The 22,420-nt window shown below is 54.4% G+C and carries 16 protein-coding genes and 1 pseudogene; 8 read left to right on the forward strand and 9 right to left on the reverse strand.

Annotated features, from left to right (window positions below):
- Window positions 1-183: 183 nt before the first annotated feature.
- On the forward strand, window positions 184-1,323 hold the full coding sequence (locus tag ABSH60_RS19840; protein WP_390975475.1) for an NADH-dependent flavin oxidoreductase: 1,140 nt from the start codon (window positions 184-186) through the stop codon (window positions 1,321-1,323).
- Window positions 1,324-1,379: 56 nt separating this feature from the next.
- Here ABSH60_RS19840 and ABSH60_RS19845 read toward each other — a convergent pair whose 3' ends face one another.
- Window positions 1,380-3,443 carry a TonB-dependent siderophore receptor gene (locus tag ABSH60_RS19845; RefSeq protein WP_390975831.1) on the reverse strand — a complete coding sequence of 688 codons (2,064 nt, stop codon included), beginning with the start codon at window positions 3,441-3,443 and terminating at the stop codon, window positions 1,380-1,382.
- Between the two features lie 629 nt (window positions 3,444-4,072).
- On the opposite strand from ABSH60_RS19845, the gene ABSH60_RS19850 reads away from it, so the two are divergent.
- From ABSH60_RS19850 to ABSH60_RS19860, 3 genes are read left to right on the forward strand one after another with little or no spacing between them, the layout of a single operon-like run.
- Window positions 4,073-4,798, forward strand: a complete 726-nt coding sequence (locus tag ABSH60_RS19850) for a gluconate 2-dehydrogenase subunit 3 family protein (protein ID WP_056777792.1) — start codon at window positions 4,073-4,075, stop codon at window positions 4,796-4,798.
- Window positions 4,799-4,842: 44 nt separating this feature from the next.
- Complete coding sequence (locus ABSH60_RS19855; protein WP_122095352.1) at window positions 4,843-6,612, forward strand: GMC family oxidoreductase; 1,770 nt, start codon at window positions 4,843-4,845, stop codon at window positions 6,610-6,612.
- Between the two features lie 15 nt (window positions 6,613-6,627).
- Complete coding sequence (locus tag ABSH60_RS19860; RefSeq protein ID WP_390975477.1) at window positions 6,628-7,899, forward strand: c-type cytochrome; 1,272 nt, start codon at window positions 6,628-6,630, stop codon at window positions 7,897-7,899.
- 111 nt (window positions 7,900-8,010) lie between these two features.
- Here the strand turns inward: ABSH60_RS19860 and ABSH60_RS19865 are convergent, their stop codons facing one another.
- Complete coding sequence (locus ABSH60_RS19865; protein WP_122095350.1) at window positions 8,011-9,522, reverse strand: anion permease; 1,512 nt, start codon at window positions 9,520-9,522, stop codon at window positions 8,011-8,013.
- Between the two features lie 601 nt (window positions 9,523-10,123).
- Between ABSH60_RS19865 and ABSH60_RS19870 the strand changes: the two genes are divergently transcribed.
- The gene (locus ABSH60_RS19870) at window positions 10,124-12,901 is read left to right on the forward strand and encodes a flavocytochrome c (RefSeq protein WP_056777777.1); all 2,778 of its coding nucleotides are present in this window, start codon (window positions 10,124-10,126) and stop codon (window positions 12,899-12,901) included.
- Window positions 12,902-13,045: 144 nt separating this feature from the next.
- On the opposite strand, the gene ABSH60_RS19875 is transcribed toward ABSH60_RS19870, so the two are convergent.
- Both ABSH60_RS19875 and ABSH60_RS19880 read right to left on the reverse strand, forming a co-directional pair.
- Entirely contained in the window at window positions 13,046-14,233 is a 1,188-nt protein-coding gene (locus ABSH60_RS19875; RefSeq protein WP_056777774.1) for a NupC/NupG family nucleoside CNT transporter, read from the reverse strand.
- Window positions 14,234-14,532: 299 nt separating this feature from the next.
- Window positions 14,533-15,420 (reverse strand): LysR substrate-binding domain-containing protein, encoded by an 888-nt coding sequence (locus tag ABSH60_RS19880; protein WP_390975480.1) that lies wholly within the window; start codon window positions 15,418-15,420, stop codon window positions 14,533-14,535.
- Between the two features lie 104 nt (window positions 15,421-15,524).
- Between ABSH60_RS19880 and ABSH60_RS19885 the strand changes: the two genes are divergently transcribed.
- Window positions 15,525-16,163, forward strand: a complete 639-nt coding sequence (locus ABSH60_RS19885; RefSeq protein WP_122095348.1) for an NADPH-dependent F420 reductase — start codon at window positions 15,525-15,527, stop codon at window positions 16,161-16,163.
- A 127-nt stretch (window positions 16,164-16,290) separates the two neighbouring features.
- Here ABSH60_RS19885 and ABSH60_RS19890 read toward each other — a convergent pair whose 3' ends face one another.
- Window positions 16,291-16,929: a nitroreductase family protein gene (locus tag ABSH60_RS19890; protein ID WP_183847005.1), complete on the reverse strand. Its 639-nt coding sequence runs from the start codon at window positions 16,927-16,929 to the stop codon at window positions 16,291-16,293.
- 128 nt (window positions 16,930-17,057) lie between these two features.
- On the opposite strand from ABSH60_RS19890, the pseudogene ABSH60_RS19895 reads away from it, so the two are divergent.
- Window positions 17,058-17,204, forward strand: a pseudogene (locus ABSH60_RS19895) (phenolic acid decarboxylase); the annotation flags it as partial.
- Window positions 17,205-17,476: 272 nt separating this feature from the next.
- On the opposite strand, the gene ABSH60_RS19900 reads toward ABSH60_RS19895, so the two are convergent.
- The 4 genes from ABSH60_RS19900 to ABSH60_RS19915 all read right to left on the reverse strand — a co-directional run bounded on the left by ABSH60_RS19900 (window position 17,477) and on the right by ABSH60_RS19915 (window position 21,365).
- Window positions 17,477-18,238 carry an ABC transporter ATP-binding protein gene (locus ABSH60_RS19900; protein WP_056777756.1) on the reverse strand — a complete coding sequence of 254 codons (762 nt, stop codon included), beginning with the start codon at window positions 18,236-18,238 and terminating at the stop codon, window positions 17,477-17,479.
- Window positions 18,238-19,275, reverse strand: a complete 1,038-nt coding sequence (locus tag ABSH60_RS19905) for an iron chelate uptake ABC transporter family permease subunit (RefSeq protein ID WP_390975483.1) — start codon at window positions 19,273-19,275, stop codon at window positions 18,238-18,240. Before ABSH60_RS19905 ends, ABSH60_RS19900 begins: the two co-directional genes overlap by 1 nt.
- Window positions 19,275-20,273 carry an ABC transporter substrate-binding protein gene (locus tag ABSH60_RS19910; protein ID WP_390975485.1) on the reverse strand — a complete coding sequence of 333 codons (999 nt, stop codon included), beginning with the start codon at window positions 20,271-20,273 and terminating at the stop codon, window positions 19,275-19,277. Before ABSH60_RS19910 ends, ABSH60_RS19905 begins: the two co-directional genes overlap by 1 nt.
- Window positions 20,274-20,489: 216 nt before the next feature.
- Window positions 20,490-21,365 carry a LysR substrate-binding domain-containing protein gene (locus ABSH60_RS19915; protein WP_390975488.1) on the reverse strand — a complete coding sequence of 292 codons (876 nt, stop codon included), beginning with the start codon at window positions 21,363-21,365 and terminating at the stop codon, window positions 20,490-20,492.
- 102 nt (window positions 21,366-21,467) lie between these two features.
- Here ABSH60_RS19915 and ABSH60_RS19920 point away from each other — a divergent pair, with 102 nt between their 5' ends.
- Window positions 21,468-22,403: an alcohol dehydrogenase catalytic domain-containing protein gene (locus ABSH60_RS19920; RefSeq protein ID WP_390975490.1), complete on the forward strand. Its 936-nt coding sequence runs from the start codon at window positions 21,468-21,470 to the stop codon at window positions 22,401-22,403.
- Window positions 22,404-22,420: the final 17 nt, after the last annotated feature.

Here is a 22,420-nt window from a genome sequence, read left to right on the forward strand (position 1 = left end):
ATTGGGCTGATGGTTTCAGCTCAATGGCTCCTGATTAAGAAAATAGCCTTCTAAGCTCATGCAGATTTATCCCTCTAATCACTTAATAGCAAAGAGATTATGATCAGCCCCCTGAACCCGCCACGGCCCGTGTGCCGCGGCGCCGTGCATATCCACATTTCTATCGACTAAGGTAAACCTCTCATGACACCACGCGCTCTGCTTGAAGCATTTCCCTTTGCACCGGGGCTTACCCTGCGCAACCGTATTGTAATGGCGCCGATGACCACCTGGGCAGGTAACGATGATGGCACCGTCTCTGCTGAAGAAGAGGCTTATTACCGCCTGCGGGTAAAAGACGTGGGGCTGGTGATCACCGGTTGCACGCATGTTCAGCAAAACGGGATCGGCTTCACCGGCGAGTTTGCTGCGTATGATGACACTTTCATTCCCGGTTTAACGCGGCTGGCTGCGGCGGCGAAAAGCGGGGGCGCACCGGCAATCCTGCAGATTTTCCATGCCGGTGTGAAAACCCATCCGGACCTGGTGTCCGATATTGTGGCCGCAAGCGCCGTTGCCGGTGAGGCGGGGCCATTTGCGCCTGCGGTGGTACCGCGTGAACTGGCGGATCACGAAGTTGAAGACATTGTTGAGGCGTTCGGCGAGGCGACCCGTCGCGCCATTGCCGCCGGTTTTGACGGCGTGGAGCTTCATGGAGCCCACGGTTTTCTGTTGCAGAATTTCTTTTCTCCCCATTTTAATCAGCGCAGCGATCGCTGGGGCGGTTCGCTGGCGCACCGGATGCGCTTCCCGCTGGCCGTTGTTTCCAAAGTGCGTGAAACCATTGCCCGCTATGCCACGCAACCTTTCCAGCTGGGTTACCGGATCACGCTTGATGAACATGAAGAGGACGGGCTGCGCATCGGGGAGTCACTGAAACTGGTGGATAGTTTGATCGACAGCGGGATCAGTTATCTGCACGTCTCGCTGGGCAATGCATTAGAGGCGCGCCCGGTTGATGCGCCGCAAGGGCCGGCGATTATTGCTATCGTGCGCGATCATCTCGCCGGACGGATCCCGCTTATCGCCGCGGGTCAGATGAGAACGCCTGAACAGGCAGAGCAGGCGCTGGCTGCCGGCGTTTCTCTCGCGGCAATCGGGCAGGGGCTGGTGATGAATCCGGACTGGGTGAAATATGCCAAAGGCGAGGCGCAAAGCCAGATTGCGCTGGACGTTGCTGCCCCGGACGTCGTGCCACTCGCCATCCCTGAAAAGCTGTGGCGCGTCATCGAAAATACCCCCGGGTGGTTTAACGTGCGACCGGCCACCGGGTCAGTCTCGTAAGCGGAAAGTGAGAAAACACGCAGGCGCCTGGTGTGGCTGACGCCTGCGTGAAAAGATCAGAAATCCACTGCCGCCGAAAGCACCACATTGCGCGGTTCGCCTTCGATAACGCGTAAATTACCGGCGCTGGAAGAGTAATACTCTTTATCGAACAGGTTATTCACGTTTAATTTGATCTGCGTATGTTTGCCCAGCAGCTGATTATCCCAGGCGACAAACGCATCCGCCACGGTGTAATCCGGCAGGGTGAAGCTGTTTTCCGGATCGCCCGCACGGGAGCCCATATAACGCGCACCGCCACCGATGCGGAAATCACCCGGCACCTGCGACCAGCGCAGAGTGTGGCTCAGATACAGGCTGCCCATGTTGGTTGGCGCATTCACCAGGCGGTTACCGACGTTGGCGGAATTCACGTCATCTTCGGTGATTTCGGTTTTGTCATAACTGTAGCTGGCCGTCAGATCCCAGTCCTTAGCGACTTCCCCGTTAATCTCCAGCTCCGCCCCGGTCGAACGCGCTTTCGGAATGTTACGCGTCACGCCGTTGATGAACACCGACATGTCCTCTTCATCGATGCGGTACACCGCCAGCGTCGCGTCCAGACGCGGTGAAATCTGCCATTTGGTGCCGACTTCATAGGTTGTGCCGCTTTCCGGCGAAGCCACATTACCGTTGTCATCCACATCGGTGGATGGTGTAAACGACTGGCTGTAGTTGGCGTAGAACGACAGATCGTCAGTCAGTTTGTACACCACGCCCACCTGCGGCAGGAATTTATCATCGGTATCGTCCAGACTTTGGGTTGGATTAACGAAACCGGAGGTCTGTTTCTGGTTGTAATGCTGATAACGCCCGCCGACCACACCAATCCATTTATCCGTCAGATGAATGCTGTCTTTCAGATAAATTGATTTGTTGTAGAGGGTGTTCCGAAGATTGCTGTTGCTGTCGGAATAGGTGCTGCTGTTGGTGATCGGCTCAACGCCGTACACCGGCGCATACATATTGAAGGTGCTGAAGGTTTTGCCACGGTAAGAGTACTGTTTGTAGGTTTCGTTTTTTTCGTAATCGACGCCAATCAGCAGGTCGTTCATTATCCCGAAGATCTCCTGATTGCCGATCCAGTCCCAGGAGGTATAGCTGGTCTGATGGTTGAATCCCCGGTTGGCATCCGCACGACGCGTCACCGCGCCGGTATCGGTGTTGACGGCGGTGGCACGGACTTCATTGCTGTCATAGCGGCGTTGCTGCCAGGCGTAGGTCAGACGGGTTTTCCAGTCCTCGTTCAGCTGATATTCCCAGGTGGTGTTCAGGCGCTTCGTTTTGCCCCACGCGTGGTTGGCCAGTTCGTCAAGACGACGGTTGTAAGGGATATCCAGCGGTTTACCGTTGCTGAATACCGTTCCGCGATCGTAGGGAATGTCGTATTTGTATTCCTGATAACTGACGTTAAAACTGGCTTTTTCACCGAACCAGCTCAGCGAAGGAGCGAGCAGGGTGTGCGAATCGCTGCCAAAGTTACGCCAGTAATCTTCGTACTGGCGTTCGGCGATCATACGAAACGCGAAACCGTTCCCCAGCGGGCCGGTGACATCAAGCGTGCCTGCACCGCCGCCAAATCCGCCGGTCCGGCCACTGACGCGGGTATTCCATTCATACTGCGGCTTTTTGCTGATCATGTTGATCACGCCGCCGGGGTTTTGAATACCGTAAAGCAGGGAAGCGGAACCCTTGAGCACCTCGATGTGATCGATGGTGGAGTCAAAGCCCAGCCCCTGATTACTGCGCACGCCGTCGATCAGGATTGAACCATCACTGTTGGCGCCAAATCCGCGTTTGACGAAGCCGTCTTCCGTGCCGCCCAGCGTATTCCCCTGAGCCACGCCGCTGACGAACTTCATCGCGTCATTCAGCGAGGTGACGTCGTAATCCTGGATCATCGACTGCGTGACCACGCTGACTGACTGCGGAGTTTCACTGAGCGGAGTCTCACTTTTGCTGGCGGTGGAACTCTGCGTGGCGCTGTAATCGGTGGTGTCCGGGGTATCCGCCTGTGCATTGACGGTAATGGAATCTTCAGAAGCAGGCTGCGCCGCGAGCAGCGGCGAACAATGGAGCATAGCTAACGCAATGACGGATTTTTTGAATCCGCCGTGAGCCCCGCGCGGGGCGTGCTGGTAAGACATGTGAGTAATCCCCTGAAAGAAAGTCGAACAAAGTAAATACAAATGATAACGGTTTGCATTCTAGTTTCTGGCGCAGGTAAAGGGAATCAAATTGATGATGACAATAATTACAATTGAACGCGCAGGGAGAGGGATAGGGCACAAATGCAGGTCAATGATCAGCCTGATACCGCAACTTTTCTGGCGACCGGAATGACAGGTAATTTCCTTTAATTCTCTTAATTAATCTCAATGTTAGAAATGTTAGCTACCAATTCCAACAAAATATAACAGAACATTGCCTGCTGAAATTATATTCCCGCCGATCACGGCCTGAGATTACATAAGATATTTCAGGGTTTTATTGCTAATTATCTTAGGTTTTTGATAAACGAGTAATTAAATTAACCTGCTGTTTATTAAGTATTTTTAAGTCATTTTTATTGGTGTGAAAAAGGTTTCCTCATAATCGGTAAGGAAATTGTCGTTTATTTTTGATGTTGCGGTGATATTATAAATTTGTACCTAAATAATAATAAATACCAACCCAAACTTAACATCAGGCATGTGAGAGTCGTAATTCTATGCTCCTTCAAAAGAAAACTACCCGTCGCAAGTTTTTACTTGGGTCGCTGATGGCATTGCCTGTCGGCACCATCATGATGAAAGGGCTGTCAGCAGCAGAAGCGGCTGAGATGGCTGCCCCGGATTTACTCGATTATAAACCCGTGTTTTTCAGCGCAGAGGAATGGCAATTCATTATGGCCGCCGCTGACCGTCTGATCCCTGCAGGTGGCAAAGGCAAAGCGCCGGGCGCGCTGGAAACCAATGTGCCGATCTTTATCGATCAGCAAATGCATGGCGATTTCGGTGAAGAAATCTACATGCAGGGGCCGTTTAACGTACATGCACCGGCCACGATGGGGTATCAGATCCCGTTTCGTCCGCAGCAAATCTACAAAACCGGTATTCGCCTGGCGAACAGCTGGTGCCAGCAAAATCATCAGAAAGCCTTCCACGAACTTCCCGATCAGGACAAAGAGCAGGTGCTGACGAAGTTGCAGAAGAACGACATCCGCTTTGCCGATTTGGGCGAAGAGAGTCTCGTGGCCTCGCAATTCTTCAGCGAACTGCTGTCAGACACCAAACACGGTTATCTGGCGGATCCAATCTACGGCGGTAATAAAGGGATGAAGGCGTGGATCGCCATCGGGTTCCCCGGCGCGCGCGCGAGTTTCACGGAATGGGTGAAACAGCACAACGTCCCTTACCCGCTGGGGCCTGTGAGCCTGCAGGGCGCGCGTGCCTGAGGGCCGCGTCTTATTACCGTTTCTGAAGAATGACAGGATAAAAGATGGCACAAGTAACTAAACCAGAAGTCGACGTTGTGGTTGTCGGCCTCGGCTGGGCGGGCTCGCTGATGAGCATCGAGCTGGCGATGGCGGGCCTGACGGTGCGTGCGCTGGAACGCGGCGGCGACCGCGGCTATGAAGAATTTGCCTACCCGAAGCCGGCGGATGAATACGCCTACGCGGTACGAAACAAAGTGATGGCGACCCCGGCGCAGGCCGCGGTGACCGTGCGTTACAACATGAGTGAGACCGCGCTGCCGACCCGTAAATGGGGCGCATTTGCGCCAGGCACCGGCGTTGGCGGCTCGGGTCTGCACTGGACTGCGGTACTGATCCGCCCGACACCGACCGATTTAAAACTCAAAACCTACGCTGACGAAGCCTACAAACCCGGCATTTTGCAGGAAGACATGCGGATCATGGATTTCCCGTTCAGCTGGGATGAAATCGAGCCGTATTACACCAAGTTTGAGCACATCTGCGGGCAATCCGGTAAGACCGGCAACCTGCGCGGCCAGATTATGGAAGGCGGCGATCCGTTCGAAGGTCCGCGTTCTGAGCCATACCCGCTGCCGGCGCTGGAAGACACGCTCAACAGCAGCATGTTTGCCGAAGTCACTAAAAAGATGGGCTATCACCCGTTCCCCAACCCGTCGGCGTGCGTTTCCCGCGCCTGGACCAACCCGTATGGCAATCAGATCGCACCCTGTAACTACTGTGGTTATTGCAGTAAATATCCGTGCCTGAACTACTCGAAAGCCTCGCCGCAAACCGCTGTGATGGACGCGCTCAAACGTATGGAGAACTTCTCGTATGAAGTTCACGCCAACGTGATGAAAGTCGAGTTGCACGATGACAAGAAAACCGCCAAAGGCGTGATCTATATTGATGCCGACGGCAACGAGTGTTTCCAGCCCGCCAAAATCGTGGTGCTGAGCAGCTTCCAGTTCTGCAACGTGCGCCTGATGTTGCTCTCCGGTATCGGCAAACCTTACAACCCGATCACCGAAGAAGGTGTGGTTGGGCGTAACTATGCGTTCCTGAGTAACGGCGGTTCGACGCTGTTCTTCAAAGACAAAAACTTCAACCCGTTTGCCACCGCGGGCGCCACCGGCCAGATGTTCAACGACATTTCTCCGGGCAATTTCGATGGCGCATCCCTGGGCTTTATCGGCGGCGCGAAGATCCACAGTTCTCAGGCCACCGGCACGCCAATCAGCACCTCGCTGCCAAAAGGCACGCCTGCGTGGGGCACCGGCTGGAAAGAAGGGATGGAAGAGTGGTACGGCCATTCGATGAAAATCAGCATCACCACCACCTGCCAGTCTTATCGCGACATTTATCTGGATCTCGATCCGAACTACAAAGATGAATACGGTTATCCGCTGCTGCGCATGACGTTCGACTGGAAACAGAACGAACTCAAATTGCAGCAATACCTGAAAGGCATCGTCGGCAATATCACCAAAGAGCTCAACCCGGACAGCTACAGCGAAAGCTTCCTGCCGATGGACGCGCACTTTGACCTGACCAAATACGTGTCCACGCACAACGTGGGCGGCGCGGTGATGGGCGATAACCCGAAAACCTCGGCGCTGAATAAGTTCCTGCAAAGCTGGGATGTGCATAACGTCTTTGTGCCGGGCGGAAACGCGTTCCCGCAAAACTTCCAGGCCAACCCGACGGACACCATCGGCGCGATCACCCTGATGGCGGCGCAGGCGATCAAAGATCAGTATCTTAAAAATCCTGGCCCACTGGTTCAGGCATAAGCGGAGATGAACAGAATGAAACTCAAACGTTTATTTATCGCTAACGCCTTGCTGCTGGGTGTCGGTTTTATGGCGAATGCGCAGGCGGATAACAGTTCACCGCCTGACAACGCGGCGCTGATAAAGCAGGGCGAATATGTGGCGCGTCTCGGCGACTGCGGTGCGTGCCATACGGCGGCGGGCAAACCGGCGTTTTCCGGCGGACTGGCGATCAATTCGAATCTCGGCACGATTTATTCCACCAATATCACCCCGGACAAAGACCACGGTATTGGCGGCTACACCGAAGCGCAGTTCTCGGATGCGGTGCGCAAAGGCGTTCTGCCGGACGGCACCCGTTTGTACCCGGCGATGCCGTATCCTGATTACGCCAAAATCAATGATGAAGATATGCACGCGCTCTACGCTTACTTTATGCAGGGCGTCAAACCGAGCGCAGAACAGCCGCCGGAAACGGATCTGAGCTTCCCGTTCAGCCAGCGCTGGGGCATGCGTTTCTGGAACTGGGCGTTTGCGTCTGATAAGCCATTCCAGCCAATCGGTGGGGTATCAGAGCAGGTAAACCGTGGCGCGTATCTGGTGGAAAGTCTGGGGCACTGCGGCAGTTGCCACACGCCGCGCGGATTCGGCATGAACGAAAAAGCGCTCGACAGCAGCGACACTGATTTCCTCGCGGGCGGCAGCCTGAACAACTGGGATGTGCCTTCCCTGCGCGGCGTCGCGCACTGGAACGAACAGGAAATCGTCGATTATCTCGGGACAGGGCGTAACGATAAAGCGGCAGTGGGTGGCGAAATGACGTCGGTGGTCGAGAACAGTACCGCGCACATGACCGATGACGATCTCAAAGCCATTGCCGCGTACCTCAAATTCCTGGGCGGCAATCCGCCGGTTCCGGCAGAGGACACGCAGAAAGCCAGCGCAACCGAAGCGAAACTGACGGCGGCGAAAAACCTCAGCGAAGGCGAGCGTCTGTATCTGGATAACTGCGGTGCCTGCCACTTTGTGACCGGAAAGGGCGCGCCGGGCGTGTTCCCGCAGCTGGATCAGGCCACGATTGTGAACTCACAGGATCCGACCGGGCTTATCCATACCATCCTCGCCGGTGCACAACAGCCGTCCACGGCCCGCGCGCCTTCAACGCTGGTGATGCCTGGTTTTGCAGCGCGTCTGAGCGACGAAGAAGCCGCGCAGCTTGCGACCTTTATCCGTCAGGGCTGGAGCAACTCGGCGCCAGCGGTATCGGCGAAAGACGTGAGCGAAGTGCGAAAAACACTGGCGCACTGACGTTTTGAGCGGCAAGTCTGACAGCAAAACGGCCTTCCGAAAGGGAGGCCGTTTTTTTTATCAGTTTTAAATATCAGGTTAAACAGTGCAAGGGATTAACCCGCTGTCGGATCAGAACATCAGCACCATCCACGGATAGCCGATGAGCATCAGGCCGCCGAGGAAAATAGCGCCGAAGATGGTGCCCAGACGCCAGTAATCTTTCGTCGGCAGGTAGCCGCTGCCGTAGTAAATCGGGCTCGGGCCGGTACCGTAAGGGGTGATGATGCCCATCACACCCAGCGAGGTCACCATCATCAGGCAGTAAACCGGCATGTTGATGCCAGGGATCGCCGCCGCAATGGTCAGCATCGCCGGTAACAGGGCGGTGGTGTGTGCGGTGGTACTGGCAAACAGATAGTGCAGCAGGAAGAAGGCAATCAGCAGCATGACGGCGGCGACCTGCGGGTCGAAACCGTCGAGCAGTTGCCCGCCTTCTTTACCCAGCCAGGCGATAAAGCCAACGCGGGCCAGACCATCCGCCAGCGCGACCAGCGTGGCAAACCAGGCGAAAGTATTCCAGGCCGGTTTGTTGCTGATAATGTCGTTCCAGTTCAGCACGCCGGTCCACAACATCAGCACCACCACCAGCAGCGCGGCCAGCGCCGGTTCGATCCAGGCGGCGGCGAAAATCCACATCAGCAGCGCAGAACAGACGAAGACCAGCAGCAGGATTTCGTTACGCGACAGCTTGCCGAGTTTTTCCAGTTCACTTTTGGCCCAGCGCGGCACTTCATCATTGATCTTCACTTCCGGCGGATAGAACCAGTAAGCCAGTAACGGCATGGTGAGGATCAGCAAAACGCCGAGCGGCAGGAAGGCGAGGAACCACATGCCCCAGGAGATTTCAAATCCGGTAATGCTTTTCACCAGCGCCAGCGCCAGCAGGTTCGGCGCCAGCGCCGACAGGAACATCGAGCTGGTAATACAGGCGGCAGTAATCGCGACCCACATCAGGTAGGAACCGATTTTACGGGCGCTCGGATCATTGGGTTTGGAGCCGTAAAGCGGCGGCAGGTTGGCGATGATCGGGTAGATGGTCCCGCCGCTGCGCGCGGTATTGGACGGCGTGAACGGTGCCAGCAGCAGATCGGCGAAGGTGATGGCGTAACCCAGCGTCAGGCTGCGACGGCCAAGGTATTTCACCAGAATCAGCGCCAGACGGCGACCAAATTGGGTCTTGTCATAGCCTGCGGCGAACATAAATGCGCCGAAGATCAGCCAGACCGTGGAGTTACCAAAACCGCTCACCGCCCATTTAAACGACTCGCTCGCCATCTTAAATTTAGGATCGGCGATTTCCGCCGGGCTGAACAACAGCCACTGGCTGAACAGGGCGATCACCACCACACCGGTCAGGCCGATCACCGCGCCAGGCAGGGGTTCAAAAATCAGCCCCACAATGACTCCGACAAAGATGGCAAAGAAATGCCAGGCATAGGGCTGAAGGCCGGAAGGCACCGGCGTGAGCAGCAGAATAATTGCCACCAGCACCGGAAGGAACAGCATGATCAAACGTTTTTTCACTCCGGCAGAGGCAGGAGCGGCCTTTGCGGGGTCATTCAAAGTGGATGTGGGTTTCATAGTTTTTTCTGCCAGTTATTGAAAGTGAGCATCGCGCCCCCGGATATCTATGATGTTTTTTACGCTTGCGTTTTGGTAATAAATGACTGCTGTGGATATTTCACGATGACAATTGAAATACATTAATGTTTCTTCGCGAACAGGGAGACGTAATACTCTCATTCAGGCGTTATGGCACCCGGCGGATATTATCCTCAGCCAGAATGACGGCCGGATGAATTCCTATTTAACTCAGTAGTATTACATTGTGTAGGGTTATTATTTTGACCAGAAAACCTGCTCTATGAAATGTAGATTAAATTTTGGCAAAAGCCAAACTGAGGGCATAACCTGCTGATTTTGTTCGTGGGTTTTTCCATGTTAATCAAAAGTTGATTTTTGTCAACTCATGGTTAACAATTGGAGGGGATATTTGCATTAACGCTGGGTAATTAAACAACTCCCGTCCATCAGACCTTTTACATCACTTTATTTCTGCTATATGAGCAGAAAGCGGCAAAGCATTTCTATATTTATCACCTGCACCGGATAACTTATTTTAGCGGTAAGTCATTCGCCCACGAAAAGAAATCCAGGCGTTTACATTTTGGAGTTGATTACAATGAATAAGCTCACCCCGGTTCTTAAACCGCTCACGTTGCCCAACGGCGCTGTGCTGAAAAACCGTTTACTGATGGCACCGATGACCACCTGTACCGGCTTCTACGACGGCACGGTGACCAGTGAGCTGGTCGAGTATTACCGCGATCGCGCTGGCAGCATCGGCACTATCATCGTTGAGTGTTGCTTCATTGATCGTCTGGGACCGGCGTTTCCCGGCGCGATTGCCATCGACAGCGACAACAAAATCGCCGGTCTGAAAAAAATCGCCGACGCCATCAAGTCAAAAGGCTCTAAAGCCATTTTGCAAATTTACCACGGCGGCAGAATGGTGGAGCCGGAGCTTATCGGCGGCAGAACGCCCGTCGCACCCAGCGCCATCGCCGCGCCGCGTGAAGGCGCGACCACGCCTAAAGAGCTGTCCGGTGAAGAAGTTGATGTGATGATCACCAAATTTGGTGATGCGGTGAACCGCGCCATCAAAGCCGGTTTTGACGGTGTGGAGATCCACGGCGCCAACACTTACCTGATCCAGCAGTTTTACTCGCCAAACTCCAACCAGCGCACCGACAAATGGGGCGGCGACCGCGATAAGCGCGCCACATTCCCGCTGGAAGTGCTCGAGATCACCCACAAAATGGCGAAGCGCTTCGCCGACGACAACTTCATTATAGGTTACCGTTTCTCGCCGGAAGAGCTGGAAGTGCCCGGCATCCGGTTTGATGACACTATGTATCTGCTGGAAAAACTCGCTGCGCGCGGGCTGGACTACGTGCATTTCTCCGTCGGCCAGTTGCTGCGTCCTTCTATCGTAGACACCACCGACCCGACACCGCTCATCACCAAATACCGCGCCATGCGTTCTGAAACGCTGGCAAAAGTGCCGGTGATTGGCGTTGGCGGTGTGGTTAACAAAGCGGATGCGGAGAAAGGGCTGGAGTACGGTTTTGATCTGGTCGCGGTAGGCAAAGCGTGCATCGCCTATCCGGACTGGGCCGACCGCATTATCAACAACGATCATCTGGAACTGTTCATCGACAGCAACAAACGCGAGGCGCTGAACATTCCTGAGCCGTTGTGGCGCTTCTCACTGGTTGACGCCATGATCCGCGACACCAGCGTGACAGGCCGTAAATATAAAGCCGGTGTATATCAGGAAAAAGTGGAAGCCGAAGCGCTGAAGCTGAAAATCAGCGTTACGCTCGATACCGACCGTATTACCGATATTACTCTGGTGAAAGATGACACCCTCGACGTCGATTTCACCACCACCTTTGAACAGTTGCGCACACGTATTCTGGTTGCCAACAGCCCGCATGTTGATGCCATCACCGGCGCGACGACCCAGAGTGAGGCGCTGAAAAAAGCCGTTTCCCGTGCCTTAACCACCTCCAGCAAAGAGCACGTGATTGAAGAAGGCGGTAACCCTCAGGCACCGCAGAACTTCGATGTGGTGATCGTCGGCAGCGGCGGCGCAGGTCTGGCGGCCGCCATTCAGGCGCATGATGAAGGCGCGCATGTCGTCATTATCGAAAAAATGCCTACCATCGGGGGCAACACCATCAAAGCCTCGGTGGGCATGAACGCGGCAGAAACCCGGTTCCAGAAACTCAAAGGCATCGAGGACAGCAAAGAGCTGTTCTATGACGAAACCCTGAAAGGCGGCAAGTTCAAGAACAACCCGGAACTGCTCAGGGAGTTCGTTGAGCTGGCACCGGAAGCCATCGAGTGGCTGGCGGCAAAAGAGATCGAGCTGAACGATATCACCATCACCGGCGGGATGAGCATTGACCGTACCCACCGTCCGCAGGATCGCTCGGCCGTCGGCGGCTTCCTGATCAGCGGTCTGGTGAAAAACGTCAATAAGCGCGACATCGAAGTGCTGCTCGAAACCTCTGTGGCGGAAATCCTGTATGAAAACGGCGCAGTGACCGGCGTTAAAGTGGTCGATGAATACAACGACAGCCGTATTCTGAATGCCAAAAGCGTGATTGTGGCGACCGGCGGTTTCAGTGCTAACCGCGAAATGGTGGTGAAATATCGCCCTGAGCTGGACGGCTTTGTGACCACTAACCATAAAGGCGCCACCGGCAGCGGCATTGCCATGCTGCAAAAAATCGGGGCGGATACCGTCGATATGGGCGAGATCCAGATCCACCCGACCGTTGAACAAACCACGTCATACCTGATTTCTGAATCCATTCGCGGCGGCGGGGCGATCCTGGTGAGCCAGGCGGGCAAGCGTTTCTACAATGAAATGGAAACCCGCGACAAAGTGTCAGCAGAAATCATCGCGCTGCCGGAGAAAAGCGCGTGGGTGATCTTTGATGAACAGGTGCGGGCAAACAACAAAGCGGCTGACGAATATATCGCCAAAGGCTTTGTACTCAGCGCGCCGACGCCGGAAGAGCTGGCGGTGAAGCTGAACATGAACCCGCATGATCTGGCCGAAACGCTGGAACGCTACAATCTGTTCGTGGTGGCCAAAAAAGACGAAGATTTTGGGCGTACCACTGCGCTGCGTCATCCGCTTAATCAGGGGCCATTCTTTGCCATCCGCATCGCGCCGGGCGTGCATCATACGATGGGCGGCGTGGTCATCAACACTGACACGGCGGTGCTTGATAGCCAGAAACAGCCGATTACCGGGGCCTGGGCGGCTGGTGAAGTGGCGGGCGGTATCCACGGTGCAAACCGCATCGGCGGTAACGCGGTGGCCGATATTATCATCTTCGGTATTCTGGCGGGACGAAACGCGGCCGCGCTGGCGCGGGGATAAATTGATAAGGTGAACAATGAAAAACCACGCTCCGGCGTGGTTTTTTTATGACGGAACCAAACTGCCTGTGCCTGCCGCACAAACAAAAACGTCCACCCGGAAGGGCGGACGTTTTCAGACGTTCCGGGCGTTTATCTTAACCGATTAACGGTAGACCAGACCCACGATGGACGCCGACAGCAGGCTGACCAGCGTCGCGCCGACCAGCAGGCGGAAAGCGGCACGGGCCACCATGTTGCCCTGAACTTCTTCGATACTTTTCACCGCACCGGCAATAATACCGACGGTAGAAATGTTAGCGAAAGACACCAGGAAGACGGACAGGATCGCCACGGTACGGGGCTCGAGATGCGCAACCAGATCTTTCATCTGCAACATCGCCACGAATTCGTTGGCGACGATTTTCGTCCCCATGATGCTGCCTGCGGTGAGGGAATCCTGGCTGACAATGCCGGTTAACCAGGCGATCGGGTAGAACAGATAACCGATGATGTCCTGGAAGCTCTTACCAAAACCGCCCATGAAGATGGCATTGATCATCGCCAGCAGGGCGTTGAAACCCACCAGCATGGCCGCCACGATCATCGCCATTTTGAAGCCCGCCATGATGTACTCGCCCAGCATTTCTACGAAGCTGTGTTTCGGTACATTGAGTTTAGGCATTTCGTTATCGGCTTCATCCGAATACGGGTTCACCACCTGTAAAACGGCAAAAGTGGACAGCATATTCAGGATCAGCGAAAGCATGACATAGCGCGGCTCAAGCAGGGTCATGTAAGAACCGACAATCGACATGGACACGGTGGAAATGGCGGTCGCCGATAATGTATACATGCGGCGTTCATTCAGGTGCGGAACAATATCTTTAATAGCGATAAAGTTTTCAGACTGCCCGACCAATAAAGAACTCACGGCATTAAATGATTCCAGGCGTGGCATTCCGTTAATCTTAGATAAGAGATAACCGATCCCTTTAATCATTAGCGGTAATATACGCAGGTGCTGGAGAATACCAATCAGCGCGGAAATAAAGATGATTGGACATAATACGAATAAGAAGAAGCTGAACTGATTATCATTAACCAGACCGCCGAAGACGAAATCAGTCCCTACACGCGCATAGCTCATCAGGTTAGTGAACACGCCGGAGAGGCCGGAAATCAGGTAAACGCCTGCCTGGCTGTACAGCAGAACCCAGGCCAGCACGATTTCGATCACCAAAATTTGCACGACGTAGCGCAGCTTAACACCGCGTTTGTTGTAGCTAATCAACCAGCCAATACCGAATATCATTATAAGGCTAAGTAAAAAATGCAATATATTTGACGTCATCGAGATTCCAATGGATGTGAGTGGTGTTTTAAAGCGCGAACTATAACAGCAACCTCACAAAACTCATTCTGTTTTTTCATTCCGTTGCGCACAGGTAATCGATTGCGTTCAAAAAAGAAACAATCGGCGTCGGCTATTTAAAATAACGCACCGAAGTGGTGAGATTTTTATTACCACGCACTCATTTGGTGACAGGAATTATATTATGCGGTGCAATTTTCCCTGAAATACTGCCGGCACACCGCGGGGCTGGCCTTCTTATTTTACCGGCATATCAGCGTGCCGGGCGCTTTCGGGGATCAGCCAAACGCAGCATTTAATGCTTTGATAAAACTGCGTATTTTTACCGTCTGCCGTAAGCCGGATGATGTCAGGACGTGCATCGGGCGTGAAGGGCATGCGTAATCTGGCAGCACATGAATCAGCCGTCCGGCACTGATTTCACCTCTTAATACGTCTTCCGGCCCCAGCGTCACGCCGTAGCCTTTGATTGCGGCGTGCAAAAGCGCCCGCCAGTCGTTGGACCGGAAGCGGCCTTCAGGGTGAACTTCCCACGTTTTTCCGTCTTTTAAAAACAACCAGCGGCAGGGCGACTGGGGCGACCAGACGCCGTACACCAGGCAGGCGTGCAGCGCCAGGGCATCCGGCGTCGCCGGGGTGCCATGCTGTGCGAGATATTCCGGCGAGGCGCAGGCAATCAGGCGGTAAGGGCGCAGCGGATGGGCAATCAGCGGGCTGTCTTGCAGTTCACCGATGCGCACAATCACCTCATAACCCTCCTCGATCGGATCCACCCGGCGATCGGTCAGCGTCAGCTCAACCTGCGTGCCGGGATACTGATCCAGATATTGCGTAATAAAAGGCGCCAGCATGGAGGCGCCAAACGTCACCGGAGCATTGACGCGGATAATACCGGAGGGGGTGGCCTTCATTTCCATCGCGATGGCATCCGCTGCTTCGGCCTCCGCGAGCACGATTTTACAGCGTTCATAATAACTGCGGCCAATGTCCGTCAGGCTCTGGCGACGGGTAGTGCGATTGAGCAGCGTGGTCCCCAGCCGCAATTCCAGCCGGGAAATATGCTTCGCCACCATCTGCGGGGAGAGGCGCAATGCCTCCGCCGCCGAAGCGAACGAACCCAGCTCGGCGGCTTTGACGAAAACATTCATGCTGGTCAGTCGGTCCACGATTCACTCCTTTTTGTTGTTTGTCTGTGCCGATAATGAGTATTTATCAACTCCGGGTGTCGAATTATTCTTAACCTTCTGACCAACAATTGAAAGGTGAAATCATGAAAATCGGCATTATCGGCGCAGGGTTCGTAGGACGTGCGGTGGCAAAACTGGCGATCAAGGCCGGCCATCAGGTCATGCTCAGTAATTCACGGGGGCCGCAGACGTTGTTCAGTCTCAGGCCGATGCTCGGATGCGAAATTGGCACAACCACGCAAGCCGCGCTCTTTGGTGACATTGTGGTGATTGCCGTGCCGCTGACCGCCATCGGGCAACTTCCGGCGGAAGAGCTTGCGGGGAAATCACTCATTGATGCCGTGAATTATTATCCTGAGCGCGACGGGCAGGTGCCTGAACTTGATTCGCAGTCCACGACGACCAGTGAATATCTGCACAGTTTTCTGCCACTTTCACACATCACCAAGGCCTTCAACGCCATTCAGATGACGGATCTTGAAAGCGACGGTCTGCCTGCCGGTGACCCGGCACGTCGCGCATTGCCGCTGGCCGGTGACGATGAGGCAACGAAACGTCTGGTCGCCGGGCTTTACGATGAATTTGGTTTTGACGCCTTCGACGCAGGTGCACTTTCCGAAGGCTGGCGCTTTCAGCGCGGCATGCCGTGTTATTGCGTGCGGATGACCACAACGGAACTGAAAAAAGCCATAGAGAATGCGCAGCGGCCAGAGGCGGTTTAACGGGGAATGAGGGAGAGTGTGCCGGGCAGACAGTGATGTGCGTGGTTATTACCGGGGTTCTTAATTCATTAGCTTAATAAAAATCCACGCCCAGACGTGGATTTTTATTTTTAACCTGTACTCTGGTTTACTTAATTTCAGTCACGAAGTTTTCACGGCTGCGACGGACTTTTTTCAGGTTTACCAGCCAGTCACCTTCGTGGGCACGGTATCCCAGCGGCAGCATGACGACGCTGCGTAAGTTCTTCGATTTCAGATCGAGGATTTCATCAACGACGGTAGGATCAAACCCTTCCATCGGCGTAGCGTCGACTTCTTCAAACGCGGCGGCGATAAGCGCAGCACCCAGCCCGATGTATGCCTGACGGGCAGCAGCCTGATAGTTGGCTTCGGTTCCACGATCGGCGACGATGCCCAACAACATCTGACGATAGTTTTCCCACCCTTCATTTTTGAAACCACGGATGTCATTGGTCAGATCGAACATCATATTCACCCGCTCTGCGGTGATATCGTCCCACGCCGCGAACACCAGCAGGTGAGAACAGTCGGTGACCTGCGCCTGATCCCAGGCCACGGTTCTGATTTTTGCGCGGATATCCGGGTTGGTCACCACGAAGAGTTCAAAGGGTTGCAGCCCGCTTGAGGTTGGCGCCAGGCGCACGGCTTCTACGATACGGTCGATTTTTTCGTCAGAGACACTTTTCGTCGCATCAAATTTTTTGGTCGCGTAGCGCCATTCCAGTCTTTCGTTTAAGGTCGTCATCTTGTTTTCCTGAAGGATAAATGCAGAAGCAGTGCGTTGATACGATGGGGGTTTCAGTCTCCCAGTGCGTGGAAGATAATCGCATGATCCGATGGCGAAATTTTATGAATTTGAGCCCTGAGGCGGTATTCCGTGATGAAGGCCCGGCATATCCTTATGTCGTTATCCCGGAATTTGCCACGGTGACCTACATGAAAAATGAAGGCCCTGATAACGATGCCGTTATCAACATGCCACCGGGGCAAATGCCTGCCGATTTCTTTGATGGCAAATAATTTCCCCAACCAAACGTTTGGATATGTCCTCTTCTGAACGTCAGCGTGACTCAGCAGCGTTTCGCGCTGTCTGAGCGGGCATTACCGTCCTGGACGGAAATGCCCGGCTAATTGAATTTACGTCCTCAAAATCCAGTACACATACTATTTCCCTTCGGCAGACGGGTATGACCTAAATAATAATGTGTGCGGGCTCCGCGTCCCCTTCAGCATTTCCAGGGAGAGGGCTTCTTTGTATTCATGCCGCAGAATGGCAACAGAAAAATCTTATTCTATACAATGTAGTGAATATGTTTTTTGCCATGATAAGGGGAGATCTCAATTCTGGTTTCAACCCGAAAAACATCCCGCAGAAGTGACTCTGTCAGTATTTCATCCGGTGTTCCTCTGGCAACAATTTCGCCTTGTTGCATAACAATCAATGCATCGCAAAACATCGACGCATGGTTGAGATCGTGGATAGCAACAAGGCTGGTCACCGGTAATTCGCTGATCAATTTCATCAGCTGAATCTGGTGGTGAATATCCAGATGATTTGTCGGTTCATCCAGCAGAATTTCGGTGGGTGACTGTGCCAGTGCTCTGGCGATGTGCACGCGCTGACGCTCGCCACCGGACAGACTCTGCCAGCCCTGATCACCGTGATCCAGCATACCCACTCTTTCCAGTGCGCCATTGACGGTTTCATCATCATGGGCGCTCCAGTTAGAAAAGGGTGTGTGGTGGGGGATACGGCCCAGTTTTACGACATCGCGAACGCGCATATTCGCTTCCGTCATCCCGTGCTGCTCTACGAAGGCAATGCGGCGGGCCAGCTGTTTTTTCGCGATCAAACTGATGTCTTTGCCATCCAGCGCGACACATCCGGAGTGAGGACGGCGTAATCCTGCCAGGAGGCGCAGCAGTGATGATTTTCCCGAACCATTCGGGCCAAGCAAACCCACGGTTTCGCCACGGTTAACCCTGAGAGACACGTCGTTGACGATGATTTTTTTCCCTACCTTCCAGGTCACGTTTTCCGCGCTGATACTCATCACTTACTCCTCGAGCGGTAGATAATAATGGCAAAGAACGGCACGCCAACCAACGCAGTGACCACGCCGACAGGCAAGCTTTGCGGCGCAATCAGGAGCCGCGAGGCGATGTCCGCCAGCACCATCAGAATGGCGCCTGCTAACGCACTGGCAATCAGCAATACTCTGTGCAGCGGGCCAAAGAAGAATCGCATAACGTGGGGGACAACCAGGCCGACAAAGCCAATGGAGCCCGCCATACTGACAATGGTTGCAGTGATAAGTGCAGTGGTGGTGAACAGGATAAACCGAACCCGCGGGACAGAGATCCCCAGCGAGGCCGCCGCGTCATCCCCAAAGGTAAACGCGTCCAGCGCGCGGGAATAGAAGAGGCAGAGCGCTAAACCCAGCATGACAACGATCAGCACTAACTGAAACTCCGGCCATCGCACGCCGCTAAAGCTGCCCAGCAACCAAAACATGACGTCGCGTGCCTGTTGAGCACTGGCAGAAGTGCTGATGGTGTAAGCGGTAATCGCGTTAAAAAGCTGTGAAGCGGCTACGCCCGCCAGAATGGTGCGATCGTTGCCACCGCGTGCGCCGTTGCTCAGAAAGGTCACAAAGGCAAAGGCCGCGAAGGCACCGGCAAAGGCGCCCATGGAAAGGGAGATTGACCCGGTGCCGATGCCGAGCACGACCACAGACACTGCGCCGGTTGAGGCTCCGGCTGAAACGCCCAGTACATAAGGTTCTGCCAGGGCATTTTTCAGCAGGCTTTGCAGTACCGCACCGCAGATGGCCAGCCCGGCCCCACAGCAGGCAGCCACCAGGGCTCTGCTCAGACGAAAATCCCAGATGACGCTTTCATAAATGCGACTCAGCGGGACATCGCTCATTCCGGTTTTATTCCCGATAGCCTGGAAAACGCTTGTCATCGGGATCGACAGCTCGCCGACGCTGACCCCAAAGGCAATCACCAACACCAAAAGCAGCACGGAGAGAACACACGAGGTCGTCAGGATCAGCCCTTGTCGTGTGGGATGAACTGCTGAAGCCATTAATTCAGCCCCATTTTTTTAAGCTGTTCGCCAACCTGCTCAGCGCCGTAAAGCGTGCGGATAGTCGGGTTCATTGCCTGCCCGTCCATGACGACAATATGATTTTTTCGCACGGCATCCAGCTGGCTGACGGCAGGATCGCTTTTGAGGAATTTGATTTTTTCCTGCGCGTTATCAAGTGCCCAGCGGTTACGGTCGAGGCTTGAAACAACAATCACATCCGGGTTTGCCGCAATAATGCTTTCCCAGCCGACGGTTGGCCATTCCGTTTCCGATGTGATGGCGTTATGGCCGCCTAACACATTGGCGATAAATCCTGATGCACTGTTTTTACCGCCAACATACGCATCAGAGGAAGGTGAGGCGCTGGAAAACCAGAAGACAAAAGAGAGATCTTTAGGGTTTTTACTGAATGCCTGACGTAGTTTTGCTTCACGGTTTTTAAAGTCGGCGATGAGCACCTGACCGCGATCTTCAACGTTGAAAATAGTGGCCATATCCTCGATTTCTTTATACAGATAGGTCATGTCCCACAGCTTCTGGCGGCTGCCATACATATCGCCAATGTCTTTTTTGGTCGCACACATCCCCGGAGACATATAGCTATTTACGCCGACGGCATCAAAATCTGCTCTTTTGGCGACTTTACTTTCCGGCCCCAGCAGCAAAGGTAGCTGCGCGGGCACAAAATCAGGATCCTGAGCCAGGATGGATTCCAGTGTAGGAATTTCGACCGTCAGGGTTTTCACTTTAGCGTTTTTTTCAGCCAGCGACGGCAGGACTTTCGATGGCCAAAATGCGCTTGCGATGACCTTATCCTGTAACCCTAACAGCAGCAGAATTTCGACGGTGTTTTGACCTAACGCGACAACGCGCTCAGGGGCTTTGGTGAAAGTGAGCTTATAACCACAGTTGTCGAGGGTTAACGGGTAGGTGGTCGCGAAAGCGGGGCTTAACGAGGCGCACAGCATACCCGCAACGCAGAGGATTCTTTTCATGCAACATATTCCTTCACTGAAATCATTTATTTGAATGGTGTGATAGTTACCGCTCGCAATGATAATGAAAATTATTATTGAAGCGATACTTATTTGAGTTCAGTGAAGTGACAACCCGCCGGGAGGGAACACTTCGCGTAAAAAATAGCCTTAGCGGAGGCTGGTTCTCTTTACCAGACGGCCTGATAATTTGACGAAGAGTCTGTCTGTGCGGCGTTATCCGTTGAGAACCAGGGACATGTCCGGGTACCGGGCGCACATAAAATCGACGAATGCGCGAACCTTTGGGGCAGCAAGCCGCCTTGAGGTATGCAATACCCACAGTGCCCGATCCGGACCCGACACGATGCCCCACTGAACCAATTCGCCGCGGGCAAGCTGGCTCCATGCGATGGACTGCGGGATCAGGGCCGCACCGCCGCCGGCGATAGCGGCATCCCGGACCATCAGTAATGATGAGAATCGCAGTCTGGGAACCGGCTCCAGCAGCAGTTCGCCTTCATCCAGCGCCCAGTGAGTGGGCTGAAAACCCGACGTGACAATGGCGGGCACTGACCTTATTGCACCGGGGAGCGGCCTGGCGAATTGAGGCGCCGCCACGACAACTAACCTGTCTCTGGCGAAACACCGCCCGACTAAATTGCTGTCGGGGCTCGGGTTGATGCGGATCGCGACGTCAAATTGTTCCTCGACGAGATCTACCATGCGATCCTCCGCCACGATTTCAATTTCAATTTCAGGGTAGGCTGCACAAAATTCGGCACCAATGCGCCCCATTGCAAGGTGGGAAAAAAGCGCCGGAGCGGCGACGCGCAAACGTCCGCGAGGGGTCGAAACACCGTCACCGACCGCCGTCATGGCTTCGGTCATCTCACTCAGCAGGCCTTCAGTCCGTGACATCAGCGTCGCGCCGGCTTCGGTAAGCTTCAGACCGCGAGCGCTGCGCTCAATCAGCCTCACACCCAGTTGCTCCTCAAGATCTGCGATGCGTCGCGATAATGTGGCTTTGGAAATGCCGCTCGCGCGGCTTGCCTTCCCCAGCCCCTCATTGGTGGCGACGAGTATAAAATCGGACAGCGCGTTCAGATTCATGGTGTTCCATTTATGAGACAAGGTATCTCTGTTTTAAGGTCTTTGTTTATTTATTGCAACGGAATACTGTCTCGTTATCAAAACCTGAAACGAGGAACTGCAATGAACAATACACAACGCGCTGTACTGATCAGACGCCACGGCGGGGCTGAGGCGGCGGAAGTGGCCGGGATCGACATACCACAACCGGGAGAAGGTCAGGTTCTGATTCGGGTTCTGGCCGCGGGCGTGAACGGCATTGACTGGAAAGTTCGCGAAGGCCAGGTCCGGAATGCCTTTCCGCTCCCGCTCCCTATTATTCTGGGCGCTGAAATGGCGGGCGTTGTCGTCGCTGCCGGAAGCGGTGCCTCTCGCTTTCATGCCGGTGATCGGGTCATGGGCGCAATGGGAGGGCTGGGCGCCTACGCGGAATTCGTGGCAATCAATGAAGCCAGCCTTTCCCCGACACCGGAAGGTCTGGGAGATGTTCATGCTGCCGGCATCCCTGTCGCCGCGGTCGCGGCCTGGAACAGCTTACATCACGCAGGATCACTCTATGAGGGCCAACGGATCCTCATTCACGGCGCAGCCGGCGGACTGGGGGCTTATGCAGTGCAGTTTGCCAAACGCGCCGGTGCCGAGGTCTTTGCCACGGCGGGCCCGGCAGATCTGGATTTCGTGCGCGGCCTTGGGGCCGATCATGTCATTGATTATCAGTCACAGCGTTTTGAGGACGTTGCCCGGAACATAAATCTGGTACTGGATTATGTCGGGGGAGACGTGCTGGACCGCTCCTGGCAGGTTTTGGCCGCGGATGGCGTCATCACGGGCACCACCTCACCGGACATTCTTTCCCGCAAACCGGCTAATCGCCGGGGACTCTGGTTTATGAATAAGCCCGACCCCGTATTGCTGGAGACGCTGGCGAAAGAAGTCGCCAGCGGCACTCTTCAGTCCAGAATTGGCGGCATCGTGGGATTCGCTGATCTTCCCGACGCCATCGAACGTCATCGCACGGTCTCCCGGACCGGGAAAGTCGTTGCAGATTTTTCACGTTAATCTTTCTTTGTATTTAC

Origin of the sequence: Rahnella sp. R3(2024), from assembly GCF_042920125.1 — a bacterium.
In the GTDB taxonomy this organism is placed as follows: Bacteria; Pseudomonadota; Gammaproteobacteria; order Enterobacterales; family Enterobacteriaceae; genus Rahnella; species Rahnella rivi.

Coding starts and splice junctions, on each gene's coding strand:
- ABSH60_RS19840 (WP_390975475.1), top strand. CDS start 184: ATGACACCACGCGCTCTGCTTGAAGCATTTCCCTTTGCACCGGGGCTT.
- ABSH60_RS19845 (WP_390975831.1), bottom strand. CDS start 3,443: ATGCTCCATTGTTCGCCGCTGCTCGCGGCGCAGCCTGCTTCTGAAGAT.
- ABSH60_RS19850 (WP_056777792.1), top strand. CDS start 4,073: ATGCTCCTTCAAAAGAAAACTACCCGTCGCAAGTTTTTACTTGGGTCG.
- ABSH60_RS19855 (WP_122095352.1), top strand. CDS start 4,843: ATGGCACAAGTAACTAAACCAGAAGTCGACGTTGTGGTTGTCGGCCTC.
- ABSH60_RS19860 (WP_390975477.1), top strand. CDS start 6,628: ATGAAACTCAAACGTTTATTTATCGCTAACGCCTTGCTGCTGGGTGTC.
- ABSH60_RS19865 (WP_122095350.1), bottom strand. CDS start 9,522: ATGAAACCCACATCCACTTTGAATGACCCCGCAAAGGCCGCTCCTGCC.
- ABSH60_RS19870 (WP_056777777.1), top strand. CDS start 10,124: ATGAATAAGCTCACCCCGGTTCTTAAACCGCTCACGTTGCCCAACGGC.
- ABSH60_RS19875 (WP_056777774.1), bottom strand. CDS start 14,233: ATGACGTCAAATATATTGCATTTTTTACTTAGCCTTATAATGATATTC.
- ABSH60_RS19885 (WP_122095348.1), top strand. CDS start 15,525: ATGAAAATCGGCATTATCGGCGCAGGGTTCGTAGGACGTGCGGTGGCA.
- ABSH60_RS19890 (WP_183847005.1), bottom strand. CDS start 16,929: ATGACGACCTTAAACGAAAGACTGGAATGGCGCTACGCGACCAAAAAA.
- ABSH60_RS19900 (WP_056777756.1), bottom strand. CDS start 18,238: ATGAGTATCAGCGCGGAAAACGTGACCTGGAAGGTAGGGAAAAAAATC.
- ABSH60_RS19905 (WP_390975483.1), bottom strand. CDS start 19,275: ATGGCTTCAGCAGTTCATCCCACACGACAAGGGCTGATCCTGACGACC.
- ABSH60_RS19910 (WP_390975485.1), bottom strand. CDS start 20,273: ATGAAAAGAATCCTCTGCGTTGCGGGTATGCTGTGCGCCTCGTTAAGC.
- ABSH60_RS19915 (WP_390975488.1), bottom strand. CDS start 21,365: ATGAATCTGAACGCGCTGTCCGATTTTATACTCGTCGCCACCAATGAG.
- ABSH60_RS19920 (WP_390975490.1), top strand. CDS start 21,468: ATGAACAATACACAACGCGCTGTACTGATCAGACGCCACGGCGGGGCT.